This is a genomic window from Fibrella rubiginis (genome assembly GCF_017353185.1).
In the GTDB taxonomy this organism is placed as follows: domain Bacteria; phylum Bacteroidota; class Bacteroidia; order Cytophagales; family Spirosomataceae; genus Fibrella; species Fibrella rubiginis.
Window position 1 is genome coordinate 202,387 of the sequence record NZ_JAFMYV010000008.1, and the last position, 16,699, is coordinate 219,085.

13 protein-coding genes are annotated in these 16,699 nt (G+C 55.2%); 6 read left to right on the forward strand and 7 right to left on the reverse strand.

The annotated features are described in order from the left end of the window. Positions 1-22: 22 nt before the first annotated feature. From J2I47_RS16525 to J2I47_RS16535, 3 genes are all read right to left on the reverse strand, one after another. The gene (locus tag J2I47_RS16525) at positions 23-3,850 is read right to left on the reverse strand and encodes a hydantoinase B/oxoprolinase family protein (protein WP_207365691.1); all 3,828 of its coding nucleotides are present in this window, start codon (positions 3,848-3,850) and stop codon (positions 23-25) included. A 48-nt stretch (positions 3,851-3,898) separates the two neighbouring features. Next, on the reverse strand, positions 3,899-4,363 hold the full coding sequence (gene tnpA, locus J2I47_RS16530; RefSeq protein WP_207365692.1) for an IS200/IS605 family transposase: 465 nt from the start codon (positions 4,361-4,363) through the stop codon (positions 3,899-3,901). A gap of 339 nt (positions 4,364-4,702) precedes the next feature. After that, positions 4,703-6,385, reverse strand: a complete 1,683-nt coding sequence (locus J2I47_RS16535; RefSeq protein WP_229374698.1) for an OmpA family protein — start codon at positions 6,383-6,385, stop codon at positions 4,703-4,705. A gap of 77 nt (positions 6,386-6,462) precedes the next feature. Between J2I47_RS16535 and J2I47_RS16540 the strand changes: the two genes are divergently transcribed. The 6 genes from J2I47_RS16540 (at position 6,463) to J2I47_RS27020 (ending at position 10,464) form a co-directional block, all read left to right on the forward strand. Beyond that, positions 6,463-7,839, forward strand: a complete 1,377-nt coding sequence (locus J2I47_RS16540; RefSeq protein ID WP_207365694.1) for a UDP-N-acetylmuramate--L-alanine ligase — start codon at positions 6,463-6,465, stop codon at positions 7,837-7,839. A gap of 75 nt (positions 7,840-7,914) precedes the next feature. Continuing rightward, a complete protein-coding gene (locus J2I47_RS16545) occupies positions 7,915-8,466 on the forward strand; it encodes an LOG family protein (RefSeq protein WP_207365695.1) in 552 nt (183 codons plus the stop codon). A gap of 190 nt (positions 8,467-8,656) precedes the next feature. Then, complete coding sequence (locus J2I47_RS16550; protein WP_207365696.1) at positions 8,657-9,145, forward strand: NUDIX domain-containing protein; 489 nt, start codon at positions 8,657-8,659, stop codon at positions 9,143-9,145. 47 nt (positions 9,146-9,192) lie between these two features. After that, positions 9,193-9,384 (forward strand): type II toxin-antitoxin system VapB family antitoxin, encoded by a 192-nt coding sequence (locus J2I47_RS16555; RefSeq protein ID WP_207365697.1) that lies wholly within the window; start codon positions 9,193-9,195, stop codon positions 9,382-9,384. Next, positions 9,384-9,788: a type II toxin-antitoxin system VapC family toxin gene (gene vapC, locus J2I47_RS16560; RefSeq protein WP_207365698.1), complete on the forward strand. Its 405-nt coding sequence runs from the start codon at positions 9,384-9,386 to the stop codon at positions 9,786-9,788. The genes J2I47_RS16555 and vapC overlap by 1 nt, the downstream gene beginning before the upstream one ends. A 400-nt stretch (positions 9,789-10,188) precedes the next feature. Then, complete coding sequence (locus J2I47_RS27020) at positions 10,189-10,464, forward strand: Uma2 family endonuclease (RefSeq protein ID WP_207365699.1); 276 nt, start codon at positions 10,189-10,191, stop codon at positions 10,462-10,464. Here J2I47_RS27020 and J2I47_RS16570 read toward each other — a convergent pair. The 4 genes from J2I47_RS16570 to J2I47_RS16585 form a co-directional block, all read right to left on the reverse strand. Next, positions 10,457-11,953 carry a c-type cytochrome domain-containing protein gene (locus tag J2I47_RS16570; RefSeq protein ID WP_207365700.1) on the reverse strand — a complete coding sequence of 499 codons (1,497 nt, stop codon included), beginning with the start codon at positions 11,951-11,953 and terminating at the stop codon, positions 10,457-10,459. The genes J2I47_RS27020 and J2I47_RS16570 overlap by 8 nt on opposite strands. A 17-nt stretch (positions 11,954-11,970) precedes the next feature. Beyond that, on the reverse strand, positions 11,971-13,974 hold the full coding sequence (locus J2I47_RS16575) for an alpha-amylase family protein (RefSeq protein ID WP_207365701.1): 2,004 nt from the start codon (positions 13,972-13,974) through the stop codon (positions 11,971-11,973). A 1-nt stretch (position 13,975) separates the two neighbouring features. Then, on the reverse strand, positions 13,976-15,022 hold the full coding sequence (locus J2I47_RS16580) for a 6-bladed beta-propeller (protein WP_207365702.1): 1,047 nt from the start codon (positions 15,020-15,022) through the stop codon (positions 13,976-13,978). Positions 15,023-15,095: 73 nt separating this feature from the next. After that, on the reverse strand, positions 15,096-16,679 hold the full coding sequence (locus J2I47_RS16585; RefSeq protein WP_207365703.1) for an N-acyl-D-amino-acid deacylase family protein: 1,584 nt from the start codon (positions 16,677-16,679) through the stop codon (positions 15,096-15,098). Between the last annotated feature and the right edge of the window lie 20 nt (positions 16,680-16,699).

Below are 16,699 nucleotides of genomic sequence, written 5' to 3' on the forward strand. Positions count from 1 at the left end.
TGTAGCAACAGGCCGCTGTCTGCTACTCCGCCTTCCCTACGCCACCCCCGCCGGGTGTTTCCAGGCAGATGCGTTCGCAGGGGATCATCTGACGGGTAAAGATGCCGGGTAGGGCTTCTACCTTACCACTGGGCGAAATCAGCGTTTGACACCCCACCGCGCCGGCCTGCCCACCGTTGAGGCCGTAGGGTGCCTGCACCCGGTGCTGACTAAGTAAAGTAGCCTGCATCCTGGCCAAAAACTCGATCTCGCGCACCAGCCCGTCGCCGCCACGCCATTGCCCGGCTCCACCCGAATTTGACCGAAGGCTGAACTGCCACAGCCGTACAGGGTAGCGCCGTTCCAGGGTTTCGGGGTCAGTGAGTTTGGTGTTGGTCATGTGCTGATGCACCCCCGACCGACCAGCCATGCCCCACACGGCCCCCGCCCCGCCGCCGATGGTTTCGTAGTAGCCCAACATATCATTGCCAAACAGGAAATTGTTCATCGTGCCCTGACTACAGGCGGCCAGCCCCAGCGCCTTCAACAGCGTATCGACCAGCCGCTGACTCACTTCCGTATTACCCCCTACCACCGCCGGACATTCGGCTGGATTTGCCGAAAAAACAGGGTTCAAAAACGACGATTCAGGCAACATTAATGCTACCGGAGCCATCAGTCCCTCGTTGAGTGGAATGTCCTGCGCCACCCACAAGCGCAACACATACAGCACCGCCGAGTGCAGAATAGACACGTTAGCATTCAGGTTGTTCGGATGTACACCCCCTGTGCCACGGAAGTCAATAGACAACCGTTTATTGCTGATTGTCAGCTTCGTACAAAGCTGATGACCGTCATCCAACGATTCTGTAGCGGCGAATTCCTGCCCTTCATGGCGCGCTAAAACGGCCTGAATTGCTTCCGTGGCCGACTGTTGCAGGCGTTCCATGTAGTGGTGTACTGTCTCGATACCATGCGCCTGAACAAGATTCTGCAAAGCCGTTTCGCCCGCCCGCAATGAGGCTAGCGCGGCTTCCAGATCGGCCTGGTTTTCGGCCAGCGCGCGGGTTGGGTACGGAGCCTGGACGAAGGAGGCGGCCAGGCCCTTCTCCCACAAAAACTCACCCTGCCTGACAATGAATTGTGGCTCCAGCACGACGCCCTCCTCCACCAGCGACGTGGCATCGGGTGGCATGGACCCGGGCGTTTTACCCCCGATTTCGGCATGGTGCGCCCGATTAATTACGTAGCCAATCAATTGCGGTCCGGCGATCCGGTTATTAGCCGAATAGACACCCTGCAACAGGGTTACGTCGGGCAGGTGCGAGCCACCGTAGGCCGGATGGTTGGTAATGGCTACGTCGCCGGGACCGAGAGCGGTGCCATCCTGCGCAAGCTTGGCCAGAACCAGCCGGGCGCATATGCCGAGGCTACCCAGGTGCACGGGTATGTGCGGGGCATTAGCCACCAGCCGGGCGTCGGCATCGAGCAGGGCGCAGGAGAAATCGAGCCGTTCTTTCACATTAACCGAAAAGGCCGTCCGCTGTAGCTGGGCACCCATTTCTTCGGCAATGGCCCGAAACCGCTGCGTAAACAATTCGAGCTGAATGACCTCATTATCAGCAGCTTTACTTTGCGCCGTTCTAGTTGACATTCTCTCAATCAAACCCGTCTTATCGGCCTGAATGACAACCGTCCATCCCTCTTCCACAAAGACAGACGAGGTGGTGTTGAGCAATAACGCCGGGCCGGAAAAGGTATGGCCAGGCTGTAATTGCGCCCAGTCATAGGCGGGGTACTGGTCAGTCTGAAACGCAGGTTTGGCGGGGCGGGGCGAGGCTATCGCGGTTGATTCAGGCAGTACCCCTGGAACCGTAGACACACGTACCCGAACACTTTCAACGTCGATCTCCAATGGCTGACCATCCGTATTAGCGGGCAAATAGCCGTAACGCTGTTGGTACGTCGAGCGGAAGTCAGCCTCCAGCGTTGGACTAAGTGGAACACCAATTGTGGCCTCCTGCCCCTTCAAACGCAGAAAAACCGTTGCTGACTGCTCCACCGGCACTACGCTCCCCATATCTAGAAATAGAGCCGTTGAGGCTTCATTGGCAAGCTGGGCAACCACATCGTCTAATCTATTCCGAAAAGCGGACAGCGGCTGCAAAACAGCCTGGGCCATTATCCGCTCAACCTTCGCCTGACCCATACCATAGGCACTCAGCAGGCCCCCGTCGAAGGGCAGAATCAGGCGGTTGATGCCCAGCAACTGAGCCACGGCGCAACCGTGCAAACCACCCGCGCCACCAAAAACCAGCAGGCTATACTGCGCCGGGTCGAAGCCCCGCGCCACCGAAATTTTGCGAATAGCCCCCGCCATGATTTCGTTAGCAATGCGCTCAAAACCACGCAGCAACTCGTCTGAAGGCATTTTTTGGCCTGTAGACGTTGCCACTTGTGCGGCTATTACCGCCAGGGCGGCCTGGGCTTTTTCAGGAAAAATAGGAATGCCAAACTGGCGGGGGTGCAGCTTGCCCAGCAGCAGGTTCACGTCGGTTATAGTTAGCAGCGGCACCGCGTCGGGGGCGTTTGCTCCGTAGCAGGCCGGACCGGGGTTGGCCCCTGCGCTCTGCGGCCCTACGCGCAGCTGCCCGGCCAGGGCATCGAACCAGCAGACCGACCCTCCGCCCGCCGCCACGGTTTCAATGGCCAGCGATGGTAGTTGCAGGTCAAACGGGCCAATGGGTGTCGAAAACCGGTAATCGGGCTGGTTACGCTCAATCCGGGCCACGTCGGTACTGGTGCCGCCCATGTCGAGGGTGAGCAGGGCCTCGTGCGGAGCAATGGCTGCCGCCCCAATGACGCCCCCCGCCGGGCCGCTTAGCAGGCTGTCTTTGGGCTGGAACAGATCGGCCCGGACAAGCCCGCCTGCGCTCGTCATCAATCGCACCACCGCCCCACCCAGCTGCGTTTGAATATTGGTCAGGTAGCCACGCAACACAGGCGTCAGGTAGGCATCGACCACAGTGGTCTGTGTGCGCGCTACATAGCCTGGCGCTGTGGAAAGAGCCGTGGCGCGGGTTATGAGCGGAAAGCCCGCCGCCATGAGGGCATCAACCAATTGCCGTTCATGAGCGGGGTTTTGGTAAGCGTTCAACAACGAAATAGCCACCACGTCGGGAACATCTTCGCGCAGTTGCCCGACGAGCTGGGCGATAGCTTTGTCAGTTAGTGGAGTTAATTCTGTACCATCGGCGGCAATGCGTGCGGGTACTTCCAGCACCGTGTCATAGAGCACCTCGGCTGGGGGAATAGCCAGTTGAAAGAGGTCAGGCCGTTGCTGCGTGCCAATCACCAGCAAATCGCGAAAGCCCTTGGTCACGAGCAATGCCACCCGCCCACCCCGCCGTTCGAGCAGGGCGTTGGTGCCTTTGGTGGTACCCAGCCGCATTTCCAGCGCCGGAAAAGGACTACCTAATGGCGTTTGCGTTAGCAGCCGTGCGGCCAGTACGGGAGCTTCTTCGCCCGTGAAAAGTTCTACAGTTAAGGAGGAAACAATGCCATCAGGCTGGCCGCCCGCCTCAGTGATGGCATCCATCAGGCTGCCAAGAGCATGTCCATCCTTAGAAAGCAATAGTTCACCCGCCACCGAAAGCGACTGGATGACAAACGTTTCATTGGTTTCCACCACCCGCAACGTATACCCGTCGAAGATGGAAGCCATGAGCCACGCTGCCTGCAACCGACCGCCGATCAGTTGGCCGCGCAACCGGGCACTGCTAAGTACTTTGGTTCGGTGAAAGGTGCCGTTGGGGTCACGGGCGAGGCCGTCAGTGAAGGTACCCCCGGTGTCAATCCAGATTTGCCACATAAGGGGCAAAATAAGGTAATTGAATGCGGATTGGGCAGATTACTTATGTCAATCCTGAATTGAAACAAATACATATCGTTCATCATAGGGGATATCGAATTTCCGCAAGAGGGCTTTATATTCTTGCAAAAACGTTCGTTCACGGTGATGATGTTCTTGATTTTGAATGTACTTGACTACCACGTCTATTTGTGAATGACCGTAAGAAAAAGTACCATAACCTGTTTGCCATTCAAACCGAGCTGATGTCAACCGCTTTTCGTTAATCCATTTCGATGAATCCATTTTGAGGTATTGCATCAATTCTGAAACAGCCTGTTTAGGATTGAAGCCAATGAAAACGTGAACATGGTCAGGCATTTCATTGATGGCAATCGGTTTGTGGCCCTGCTTTTGAACAATACCTGTCATGTAGCGATACAGGTCTTCCTTCCATTTAGTTTGAATCAGTCCGTGGCGATGTTTCACAGCAAAAACGACCTGTATATATAGCTGCGTATAAGTGTTAGGCATCTGATAAAAATGACGGTTAGATGAATTTAAATATAGCCGTCACGTGAACAGATACATAGTTAGTGCGAACATAACCTTTGCTAGAAGGGGGCCAGCGCATCTTTTCGTCGCGTAGCGACCCAATGTTTGTAGAAGAAGGGGTTCTTACAATAGGTTGGTTACCGTCGCGTAGCGACCAAACAACAGGCGTTAAACCGTTTGGTCGCTACGCGACGAAAAGATGCGCTAGTTACGCTTCGGCTCAACTTCTTCTAAAAAGCTCAATTGCATACTCTGAAAAATCCGCCTTAATGCCGCACCGGCAGACCAGCTACATTCACCCGATCTCCGGTTCTTGCTTTACTTCTTCACAATTAGAAACTCCACGCGGCGGTTGCGCTGGCGGCCTTCGTCGGTATCGTTGGGGGCCACGGGCTTTGTTTCGCCGAAGCCCTTGCTTGTAAGGCGGTCGGGTTCAATGCCCTTGCCGATGAGGTATTCCCGTACAGCGTCGGCGCGGTCCTGCGAGAGCTTGGCATTCAGTTCGTTAGACCCTACGTTGTCTGTGTGCCCGCTCAGTTCGGCTACTAGCTTTGGGTTTTCGTTCATCACCGCCACAAACCGATCCAGCTCTGGGGCCGACTCGTCGCGCAAGATGGCTTTGCCCGTATCGAAAAAGACGTTGGTAAGTGGAATAGACTCGCCCTCGCGAATGGGCGTCAGGCGAAGCTCTTTGCCTTTAATCTCCTGGAAGCCTTTGTTGGGGTCAGGTGGGCCACCGGTTAGGTCAACGTTGGCTCCTTCGGCAATGAAATCCGGGGCTACCGTAACTATAGAATATTTCTTGCCATAGGGCAGAATGATCTTGTATTCACCGGTGGTCGGGTCGGCGGTGGCGCGACCAGCTTCGGCTCCGTCGGGAAGGGTACTGTAAATGATTTCAGCCGCAATGGGCCGACCGGTTTTCTGGTCAATCACCTTGCCCGAAATCAGGGCTACAGGGTCGGGACGGGTGAGGTCATTCGGGTTCTTACCTCCGCCCAACTGCCCCGGCGTTTGCGCCAGCGTTGTTGAATCGGCACTGCGGGGGGGCATAAGCGAGCGTAGGCGAATCTGCACAATATCACCGCCTTTGCCACCTTCCGTGCCCACGTTTTTGAACGTGGTCAGATAAGCCAGATCGCCAAGAGCCGAGATGGAATAATACGCATCGTAGCCATCGGTATTGGTGGTGGGGCCAAGGTTCTGCGGTTTCGACCAGCGTTTCCAGGTCTTGTCTACCCGGCGCGTTACCCAGATGTCGTTGTCGCCCTGCCCGCCGGGGCGGTTGGAGGAGAAATAGAGCGTGTTGCCGTCGGGGGCCAGAAAGGGCGTGGTCTCGGTATAGTCGTCGGTATTCACGTCGGCCCCCAGGTTCATGGGCTGGCTCCAGGAGCCGTTTTTCTGCCGAAACGACACGTAGAGGTCATCTTTTTGTCCGTTGCGCTTTTCGCTGAACGACATCACCAGCGTCTTTCCGTCGACGGTCAGGTAAGCAAAGTCGAACTGGCCCTTGCTCATTTTTTCGTAGTTGGCTATGTTCAGCGTTTCGGGCGTGCTCCAGCCGCCGCCCGTGCGTTTGCTGATCGAAAACCCGCGCGTTTCGTAACGTCCGTTGGTGTAGGCTCCGCGCAGCAATAGCGTGTTGCCGTCGGGCGTGATACTGAAAACAGCGTTGTGATTGAACTGGTTGAGCGGTGCCCCCATCCGCCGCGCCGGCCCCCATTGGTTGCTGGGTTGCCACTCCGAATACCAGATGTCGGCGCTGCCGTTTTCCTTGTCGGCAAACATCGTATTGTTGGGGTGATCTTCGCGGGTATAGTACAGCGTTTTGCCGTCGGGGCTGATCAGCGGATTGCCTTCGTTATAGGGCGAATTGACCTGTGGGCCCAGATTCTCACCCCGATAGGGCGATGTGGCCGACACCGACGCGGGGGCCTGCGCATGGGCTACAAAGCCGTTTAGCAGCAACAATCCAACCGCAAGGCCGTTATTCCATTTCATAGTCAGTGGGCAACTCATTATTCGCTAAACGAAGATAGTAGCTACCTTCGTCTACCAGTCAATACATACCAATCTTCATGCCGCAGGCCTATCATTTCATTGCCATTGGCGGAAGTGCCATGCATAACCTTGCCCTGGCGCTCCATCAGCAAGGCCACACGATTACGGGTTCCGACGACGAGATTTATGAACCTGCCCTGAGCCGATTAACCCGAAAAGGCCTCATTCCTGCTGAAATGGGCTGGTTTCCGCAACGCATTCACGCTGACCTTGATGCCGTGATTCTGGGTATGCACGCCCGCGCCGATAACCCCGAACTAGCCCGTGCACAGGAATTAGGCCTGCCTATTTTCTCGTATCCCGAATTTATCTATGAACACAGTCGCCAGAAGCAGCGCGTGGTCATTGCCGGCAGCCACGGCAAAACCACCATTACGTCGATGATTCTGCACGTGCTGAAACACCATAACCACCGCTTCGATTACCTCGTGGGGGCGCAGCTCGAAGGGTTCGAGACGATGGTGAGCCTTACAGACGACCATTCGGCCAATGCCGCGCCGGTGATCATCATCGAGGGCGACGAATATGCTTCATCACCACTCGACAAGCGGCCCAAATTTCTACATTACCAGCCCCACATGGCCCTCATTAGCGGTATTGCCTGGGACCATGTAAACATTTACCCGACCTACGAAAGCTACGTCGCTCAGTTTGAGCTGCTGGCCGAACAGATGCCAAAATCGGGGGTATTGCTCTTCGACGAGACCGACAATATGCTCGACGTGATTGGACAGAATGGCCGCGACGATGTGCAAAAAGTGCCCTACGATGCTCATCCACACGTTATTCGCGATGGACATACGTACCTGACTACACCCGACGGTGCCGAAATTCCACTGCGCATATTCGGGCTGCACAACATGAAAAACATCGCGGGTGCGATGGCCATCTGTGACCGGCTGGGCGTGACCGAAAACGGGTTTTACGAAGCCATCCAAACCTTCGGCGGCGCGGCGCGGCGGCTGGAAATAGTGGCCCAGACCGCCGACCAGATCGTGTTCCGCGACTTTGCCCATGCCCCTTCCAAGGTGATGGCGACTACCGAAGCCGTGAAAGCGCAGTTTCCCGACAAACACCTGCTGGCCTGCGTGGAGTTGCACACCTTCAGCAGCCTCAACAAGGAGTTCCTGGCTCAATATGCCCACAGCCTCGACATGGCCGATACGGCGGCGGTGTATTACAATGCCCATACGCTGGCTATCAAGCGCCTCGCCCCCATCGCTCCCGCCGATGTGCTCGCTGCATTCAATAAACCGGGCCTTCAAGTTTTCACCGAACTAATTGATTTTCAAACATTTATTGCCCAATACACCGCCGACGCTGATGTCATTCTTCTGATGAGTTCCGGCACGTTTGGGGGGTTAGATTTAACTAAACTAATGTACAATGACTAATGTACAATGAACAATGGCTATCGCGCTCAGGCCACCTTAACGCGATAGCCATTGTTCATTGTACATTCTCTTCTTATGCAAAGCCTTGTCGTGTATTGCGGGTCCTCGCCGGGGACCAAGCCTGTTTTTAATGAAGTTGCTACCGAACTGGGGCAAAAAATGGCCGCGCGGAACATCCGCCTCATCTACGGGGGCGGGGGCTACGGCCTCATGGGCACCGTGGCCGACACCGTGTTGAGCAACGGCGGCGAAGCTACGGGCGTAATTCCCAACTTCCTGGCCGACCTGGAGGTAGCCCATAAAACGCTGACCGAGATGCACTTCGTGGAAACGATGCACGAACGGAAATACAAAATGGTGACCCTCGCTAAAGGTGTGATCACCCTCCCCGGTGGCTACGGCACCTTCGACGAGCTGTTCGAGATTCTGGCATGGCGGCAACTGAAGCTCTACGACGGTCCCATTGCCATCATCAACGTCAACGGCTATTACGACCTCATGCTTCAGCAACTCGACCGTTGTGTGGAAGAGGGTTTTCTGAAGCCCGAAAACCGCGCCCTGCTCATCGTAGCAACCTCCGTAGATGGGGCGCTGGACGCGATTGAGGCGTTTTGGGAAGAAAAATAATTTAAGCTGACGCGAGAGTAGCTTCGCGCTCTAAGCCCTTCGACAAGCTCAGGGTGACAGGAAAGTTGACTCAGGCCAAGTATGTTGAATCAACTTTCCTGTCACCCTGAGCTTGTCGAAGGGCTTAGAGCGCGAAGCTACTCTCGCGTCAGCTAACCTTGAACGTTAGACATTAAACCTGAAACACACCTTGAAACACAACTTCTGCCCCAACTGTGCTTCACCGCTGGTGCTGGCCGAAAATGCCGGACGCGAACGACTCGTTTGTTCGAAGCCCTGCGGCTATGTCTTTTACGACAATCCATTGCCGGTGGTGGGGGCCATTGTGGAGTATGACAATGACACCGTGGTGCTGGTGCAGAGTATTGGCTGGCCCGCCGAGTGGTACGGCCTTGTGACGGGTTTCCTGGAAAAAGGTGAAGAACCCGCCGACGCCGTGCTGCGCGAGGTGAAAGAAGAAATCGGCCTTGATGCCGAAATCGTGGAGTTTTTGGGCATTTACACCTTCTACCAGCGCAACGAGGTCATTTTCACCTACCACGTCCACGCCAAAGGCGATATTGTGCTGGACACCACTGAGCTACAGGCTTACAAAGTCACGCCCATCCCCGAACTCCGCCCCTGGCCCTTCGGCACCGGCCCAGCCCTGAAACAATGGCTGGCAAAGCGAAAAGCATAAACCATACACATAGAATGCCTTATCTTTGTGTATAAACGTCTCAATCTATGAGAACTAACATTGATCTTGATGCTCATCTCATTGAGCAAGCATTACTGTTGAGTAAAGCCAAAACAAAGAAAGAAGTAGTCACAATGGCATTGGACAGTTTTGTTAAGTCTTTACAACGTCAACAGTTACTTGCATTACGTGGCAAGGTAGCATGGGAAGGTGACCTTGATGCCATACGCCAACACTGATGGAACCTATTTTGGTAGACACCACCATCTGGATTGATTGGTTCAACGGGATTGACAACCCACAAACTAGCCGGGTTGCTGCATATATCATAGGTAATTACCCGATTTGGGTACCTCCTGTTGTTGTACAGGAAACGTTACAGGGCATTCGCGACGATAAGCAATATGACGTTGTCCGAAGCAGCTTATTAGCGCTTAATCTCTTTCAGTTTGACGCATTCACAACAGCAATAGGAGCAGCAGATCTCTACCGCAGCTTGCGTAAAAAAGGCGTTACCATTCGTAAAGCAAATGATTGTTTGATTGCTCAGTACGCCTTACAGGCCGACATGACATTGCTACACAACGACTCAGATTTTGAGTTGATAGCCAGCCAGTTGCCCTTAAAAGCTAGCCGATCATAGTGTATTTTAGCTTTTTCGTTGTTGCTATTATTCATACTCAGCCATGACTGCACCTGCATTACTGCCATTAACACTTGCTGAACGCGCCCTCGCGCCAGACGTGCTGCACGTGAAGGTCACGTTTGAGGAGTACCTTGACTTCGCCGAACAGTGCGAGTACAACGGAATACGTTAATGGTGAAACCCTGTCTACGTCCGATGCTTCTTTATCACATGAAAGTTTGGTTGCGAGAATAGGGGCAATATTCAATGACCTTTTCGATGGCGATGAGGCAGTCATGGTTTGCGGCAGCAATATTAAGATTCACGTGGCGGCTACGGGCGATTCATTCAATGCCGACGTGAGCATTATTCGGGGGAGCCAGATTACTTGCGTCTGCCAAGCGGCCAATTCTCGATAGTGGAGATCACAAACCCAATTTTGGTTATAGAAATCTTATCGAAAAGTACACAGGCATTTGATTTGAGCGATAAGCTGGAAATCTACAAGCAGATACCATCGCTTAAACAGGTACTGTTTGTGAGTCAGGAACAATCTTGGGTTAGCTCATTTGTCCGCAGTGATACACCCGGTATGTGGTTTAACACCAGTGCGCACACTCTCACCGACAGCATTGGTGTATTAGCCCACGATGTAACGCTGGCGGAGGTTTACAAGAAATTCAAATTCAGTTAGCCGCCACCGTATTCCCGCTCATACCCCCCACAACCTCCAGATTGGGCAGGGCTTTTTTGAGATTGGCGATGCCTGCTTCAGTGGTTTTGGTTTGCCAGAGATAGACCGTCTGGAGCGATTTCAGGCCCGTTAGACTGGTCAGGCCCGCGTCGGTGATGGCGGTACCGTAGAGGTTCAGGTATTCAAGGTAAGGCAGGCCGGTGAGTTGGCGAAGGCCCGCGTCGGTGATGGCGGTGCGCTCCAGGTGGAGTTTCTGGAGGTTTTTAAGCTTGGCAATAGATGCCATGGCACCATCGCCTACCTGGGTGTCGCTTAGTTTCAGCCACACGAGCTGGGTACTGATTTTGGCGAGCAGCGCCGCCTGTGCATCGGTGAACGTGCGCACGTTAACAGCACTGACTTCCAATTGATTATTCTCTTTCGAAAGCGGCAATACCAGCAACCCCGTCTTCTTCAGTTCTTCCACCACTTTCGGGTCCGCTACGGGCATTTTCATGGTCAGCACCGGCGAGACGGGGCGGGGCGCGCTGGGGGTAGCACCCGCAACTGCCAGCGTCTTGTCGCCCGCTTTAATGTCTCCCCCACCAAGCGAAGCCAGGGCGGGTTTCACGGCGTCATTGACGGTCAGGTCGGCCACTTTTTTGTCGAACGAAGCGCCCTGGTCTATCCACCAGGTCAGGAGCGTCACCTGCTGGTCGGTGAGTTGGGTTTTGCCTTTGGGGGGCATGTGGTGTTCGTCATCTTCGTCAAGCAGGCAACGTTTAATCATCTCTGAATCAGTGCCTTTACCCGCTACGAAAATGGGGCCGTCTTCGCCGCCTTTCTTCAGCATAGCGGGGGTGTCCATGCGAAGATCACCCTTCGATTTTTCGGCATTGTGGCACTGTACGCAACGCGTTTGCAGAATTGGGTTTACGATCTGGGCGTAGACCATAGCCTGATTCACATCGGTGATGGGTTCGGCTTTGAACGCCACGGCCGCCGCACGTGGGGGCAGGCCTGCGAGGCTACGGAAAGGTTCGGGTGTATACTGCGTGAGGTAGTCCGAGCCGTGGGTCAGCGCCCCACCATGATGCCCGGCAGCCATCAGCAACACCAGCGTCAGTACCAGCGCGGGAGCATAAAGGGCATTGCCAAACGGGATACGGTTCATGAATCGGTCGCTGGAAACGGCCCACGCTACCCACGCAAACACCGCCACGCCGATGCCCTGCCACTGGTGTTCGGTCAGGATTTCCTCATCATACCCGTCCCCCAGCGAGAGCAGATACCCAAACACGCAAGACACCGTGGCACTTACCGCCGACCAAAATAAAATGGCTGACATGGTGCTGTTGCTCAGACTAATACGCCCCAGCCGCCGCCCCATTTCGAGCAGGCCGGCAATGAGCAGAAAGCCGATGGGCAGGTGTACGACCAGCGGGTGAAAATGGCCAAAAAACAACGCCCAGTCAGAGGGATTGGCCTGAAGAAGAAGGAATGCATTCATAGCGATAGGCTACGCGGTTACTCGTTGATAACAACAATTGAGTGAATGGCGAGGCGGGGGATAGTAAAGGAAATTTCGTTGTTTTTATACGTAAACGCTACCGGGCGATTATCCGGTTGCAACGTCAACTGCCGCGGTTTCCGGGTGGCCCGACAGGTGATGGTCAGCGGGCCAAGGGTTGGTATTTCGTCGGTAGAGAAAACGGCCTGATTACCGTGATTACCTGCCATATTGATCAAATTCAGCATCGTTTTTCCGTCTTTGCGCGTCAACGCTACCTGCACAAACTGTGACCCTACCACGCGCACCTGCGGACTGAACAGCTGTTGCGCCAGCCCGGCAATGACCCGCCTGCCCACGTGGGTTTCGCGTCGAAACTGCGCGTCGCCTGCGTCGAGGTACAGTCCGGCAATCTGTCCCTTACCCAGCCTCGCTACGGTGGCCAGTGGCCCCGTTCGGAAACGGCTATCACGTTGGCTATACACGCTACCGAAAACGGCTGTGCCGGGTAACGGCTGAAAAGGTTGATAGGGGCTTTTAATGCCCGTCAGGTCAGTATCGAAACCAAAATAAGTGACGGGGCGGGCCGCACCGGTGAACGTAACGCCCAGTTCGCGCTCGAACAGCCGCACGGTTTCGTGGCCCATCACCAGCAGGTTGCCACCTCCCCGAACGTACTGAACCAGTTCCGTTCGGAACGTATCGGCCAGCGTTGACCACTCCGGCACCACAATGAGCGGGTACTCCGCCATGCGGCCATGCAGGTGATGCTCCATCAAAACTTCGGTAGGTAACTGACTGTAAAGCAGCGCGTTCAACGTACCCAGCAGATTGCCCGACTGGTTGGCATCGAACTTATAGGCACCGGTTGTTCGTGCCCGGTGCGCCACCCCCGAATACAGCAGGGCGACCTGCGGCACCTGAGTAGCTTTATGGCAAAATGGCTGGCGGGCACGGCAAAACCGGGCCAGTTCGGCCATCGTAGTAAAGGCCCAGGGGGTCAGGCTGGCGTCGTTGTTTTGTATCCAGTACGCCTGGAAACCGCCGCCCATAGCCAGCACCTGTGCTGCCTCCTGACAAAGCTGCACCGCCGGTTTGGGTGTGCCCACCTGATCTGTCCAGCCATGGCCGAAACTCCACGACATCAGGTCCCAGGGCTTACCCTGCGGGGCAATGCAACGGGCCTGAAAGGCCGAGCGGTTGGCACCATTCAGCGGGTCGGTATCGCCCGAAATAAAATCGACAGGCAGGCTCACCGGTTCGGGCATAAACGACGAGAACGCCCAGTTGCTTGCCACCTGAAAACGGGGGTTATACTGATGCAGGGCATTGGTATATCTGGCTACGTAGCGACGAAAAGCCTGCCGCTGAATGTCGATAAAGGAGACATAGCCAGAATCACTTTTCTGTTTGGGTGCATCAACAAGGCCAGTTGCCTGCCTAAATGCCCCTATCGATGCCGGGCCATAATCAGGCTCTACGGCCCAGCAGTCGCCATCAATCCAAACGCCATCGACACCGTAGTCGCTGATTTCTTTCAATTGTGGTATCAGCAGACTGTCAGCGTAGCTACTCCACAATGATGTTTTTTGAGGATCAGCGGTGCCGTCGGGGCGGATTCTGGCCCAGTTGGGATGGTGCCGAACGGCCTGATCATCCCAGACGCCGGAATGATGCACATACAGCGCAACACCGTGCCGGGCCGTAACGTCACGAAAAAGCTGCAGGGTGTTTTTCTCGAACCGGCTGGGGGCATAACCGACCTTTGTGGGGTAGCTTGTCACGCCGACATGGCCCTTACTGTCGACCTGAATGAAGTCGGGCTTCACCAGCTGTAACAGGCTGTCTATCATACTGTCGGTCAGGGTTTTGCCAATGAGCGTGTCGGTAAGGGCGGCATGAAAATCGAAGTGCAGCCCAAAAAAACTGTCGGCCCGGCGCAGGGGTTGCTTGCGGGGTGTCTGCGCTACTAGTTCACCCGCCAACAGGCACACGACTACCAGCCAGCCCAGCGTCTTCATGCTACGCACGTTCTAGCTTGATGGGGTACGTTTTCCGCGAGGCCCACTGGGCTACGTAGAGGTTTTCGTCGTTGTCAACCAGCACATCGTGGGGGTGCAGGAACGACATAAACGACCGGTCTTTGCGCTGTTCCTGTAGCTGCCCGTTCTGGTAAACAGGTGCTGAACCGCCCGGCGTCGAGACTACTTTGTCGTTTTTGTCCAGGATCTGCACGTAACCCGAATCGGGATAACTATCTGACGTTGAGCGAAATACGGCGGCGTATATATGGTCACCTTTGATCACGGGGCGGCAGACATACGAGCCGGGCAGACTAATGGTGCTCAAGTACTTACCATCCAGCGTGAAGCGTTTCAGCGCATTGTGCCGCCGGTCGGTGATCAGCAGGGTTGGGTTGCTGGCATTGCGTGAATCGACAATGATGCCGTGGCAGCAATCGAACTGCTCATTGGCCGCACCCGCCCCACCGAAGTAGCGAATGAGCTTACCCGTCCGGTCGAACTGCGTGATGTAGTTTGACCCGTAGCCGTCGGCCACGTAGATATCGCCGTTGACGGGGTTGATGGCCGTTTCGGTAGGCTTAAACTGCCCCGGATACGCATACACGCCTGTTTCGCGGGGGTAGTCAAGCTTCATCAGTTCCTTGCCCGCGAGGTCAGTCTTGATCACCTGATGGCGGTCAGTGTCGCAGATAAGCAGGTATTGATCAGTGCCTTCGGTGCCAATAGAGAGACCATGCCCACCGGGATAGGTCGTGCCCCAGGAATCAAGCAATTTGCCGGACCGGTCGTAGATCAAAACATTGTTTTTGGTTTCGTTGCCGAGCAAAAAGATGCGTCCTCTGGCATCCTGCACCATTTCGTGGCAATCGTTGACGGGGTTCTTTCCGGCATCTAAAACGCCCCAGTTGGGCACTACGCGGTACTTGTGTGTACCCTGCCCAATCACTACAGCCTCTTCCTTCCGACTCGTGAAGCTGACAACAGGACCACCCAACGCCGCCGAAGCCAGTGCCGTATGTTTCAAAAATGTACGTCGAGTTTGCATGGTCTGGGCTTTGGTTTAAAAAGAGAAAAACAGGCTGTTTTACCCTGTTCTGTGTGTACCACGGAAGCCTACGCTACTCCCGAACATACCCACTCCCCAATAAAACTTGTCCTGGTTTTTTGCCAGTATGTTTGCCGTTCTCCACGACCGGAACGCCATTGACAAGGACGTAATTAATCCCTGTGGCGTACGCATGAGGAGCCTCGTATGTGGCCTGATCACTGACGGTATTTTCGTTGAAAATGACCAGGTCGGCGGCGTAACCGGGGCGAAGCAGGCCACGGTCGGTAAAGTGGAACCGTTGCGCAGGAAGCGACGTCATCCGGCGAACGGCTTCTTCCAGCGGAATCACCTTCAGCTCTCGAACGTACCGGCCCAACACCCGCGAATTAGTGCCATAGGCGCGTGGGTGAGGCATATTCGACCCAAACCGAGCCACGCCCGCATCCGACGCGATCATGGTGTTTGGATAGCGCATAATCGTGGCCACGTCCCCTTCCGACATGGTGTGGTAGACCATTTGCACTCGTTTCATCTGCGCCTGTTCCAGCAACGCCATCACCAGCTCAGCTTCTGTGGCACCGTCGGTTTTCAGACCGCGCAGGCCTGCAATCTGGTGGATACTCTTGCCATTATAGGTCGTGTCGGCCTCGAAACGCGACACCACGGCGTATTCGTAATTCTTGCGGTCGTTTTTTTTCAGCGAAGCCAGCATCTCATCGCGAATTTTGCGGCGTGTAACCGGTTCACGAAACCGCAACAGCGTGGCTGAATCGCCATCGGCCAACGCCCATGATGGCACAATACTTTGGAGCGACGTGCTGGAGGCGGTGTAGGGGTACTGATCGACCGTGACGTCGATACCTTCGTTTTTGCGGGCAGCCTCCACCAGCGCCACGGTTTCCGTACTAAGACCCCACAGTGGTTTACTGGCTACTTTGAAATGCGATATCTGCACCGGAATACGGGCCTCGCGTCCAATCTGAATAGCTTCATTAATGGCCGTTTGCACATCCTGCCCCTCATTGCGCATGTGTGTAGCGTAAACCCCGCCGTACTTGGCTGCCATTTTGGCCAGGTTCACAATTTCGGGGGTGCGGGCGTAGGTGCCTGGGGTATAAATGAGGCCCGTCGAGAGGCCCACGGCTCCGTCTTTCATGGCCTGCTCCACAACCGCTTCCATTTCGGCCTGTTCCTTGGCGGTAGGTTCACGGAAGGCGGCTTTCATCACTTTCATCCGCACGGTATTATGCCCTATCAACGAGGCCAGATTGGGCGTGAAACCTTTCAGCCGGAGGGTGTCGAACATGGCGCGGAGGTTGGTATTTGAGCCGCCGCAGTTGCCTGTAACAAGGGTAGTAACACCGTCGTAGATGAAGTTTTCGGCACCGGGTTGTCGTTCCAGGTCACCCTCCACGTGAGCATGTACGTCGATGAAGCCGGGGGCTACAATTTGCCCCTTCGCATCAATCACCTGTTTCCCTTCCGAATCTGGAATCTGCCCAATATGAGCTACACGTCCCTCTTTTATGGCTACATCGGCGTAGTACCAGGGGTTTCCCGTGCCATCTACCACACGCCCGTTTTTGATGACGAGGTCATATTGTTGAGCGTAGGCGGTAGTGGTCAGGCAGAGGAGAAAGAAGAGGTGTTTCATTGGTGGGTGTTGTGTTAATT

Excerpts from the sequence above, each read along its gene's own strand:
- J2I47_RS16580 (WP_207365702.1), bottom strand. The coding sequence starts at position 15,022 with ATGCAAACTCGACGTACATTTTTGAAACATACGGCACTGGCTTCGGCG.
- J2I47_RS16545 (WP_207365695.1), top strand. The coding sequence starts at position 7,915 with ATGCAAAGCCTTGTCGTGTATTGCGGGTCCTCGCCGGGGACCAAGCCT.
- vapC (WP_207365698.1), top strand. The coding sequence starts at position 9,384 with ATGGAACCTATTTTGGTAGACACCACCATCTGGATTGATTGGTTCAAC.
- J2I47_RS16525 (WP_207365691.1), bottom strand. The coding sequence starts at position 3,850 with ATGTGGCAAATCTGGATTGACACCGGGGGTACCTTCACTGACGGCCTC.
- J2I47_RS16575 (WP_207365701.1), bottom strand. The coding sequence starts at position 13,974 with ATGAAGACGCTGGGCTGGCTGGTAGTCGTGTGCCTGTTGGCGGGTGAA.
- J2I47_RS16555 (WP_207365697.1), top strand. The coding sequence starts at position 9,193 with ATGAGAACTAACATTGATCTTGATGCTCATCTCATTGAGCAAGCATTA.
- J2I47_RS16585 (WP_207365703.1), bottom strand. The coding sequence starts at position 16,679 with ATGAAACACCTCTTCTTTCTCCTCTGCCTGACCACTACCGCCTACGCT.
- J2I47_RS16535 (WP_229374698.1), bottom strand. The coding sequence starts at position 6,385 with ATGAAATGGAATAACGGCCTTGCGGTTGGATTGTTGCTGCTAAACGGC.
- tnpA (WP_207365692.1), bottom strand. The coding sequence starts at position 4,363 with ATGCCTAACACTTATACGCAGCTATATATACAGGTCGTTTTTGCTGTG.
- J2I47_RS16540 (WP_207365694.1), top strand. The coding sequence starts at position 6,463 with ATGCCGCAGGCCTATCATTTCATTGCCATTGGCGGAAGTGCCATGCAT.
- J2I47_RS16570 (WP_207365700.1), bottom strand. The coding sequence starts at position 11,953 with ATGAATGCATTCCTTCTTCTTCAGGCCAATCCCTCTGACTGGGCGTTG.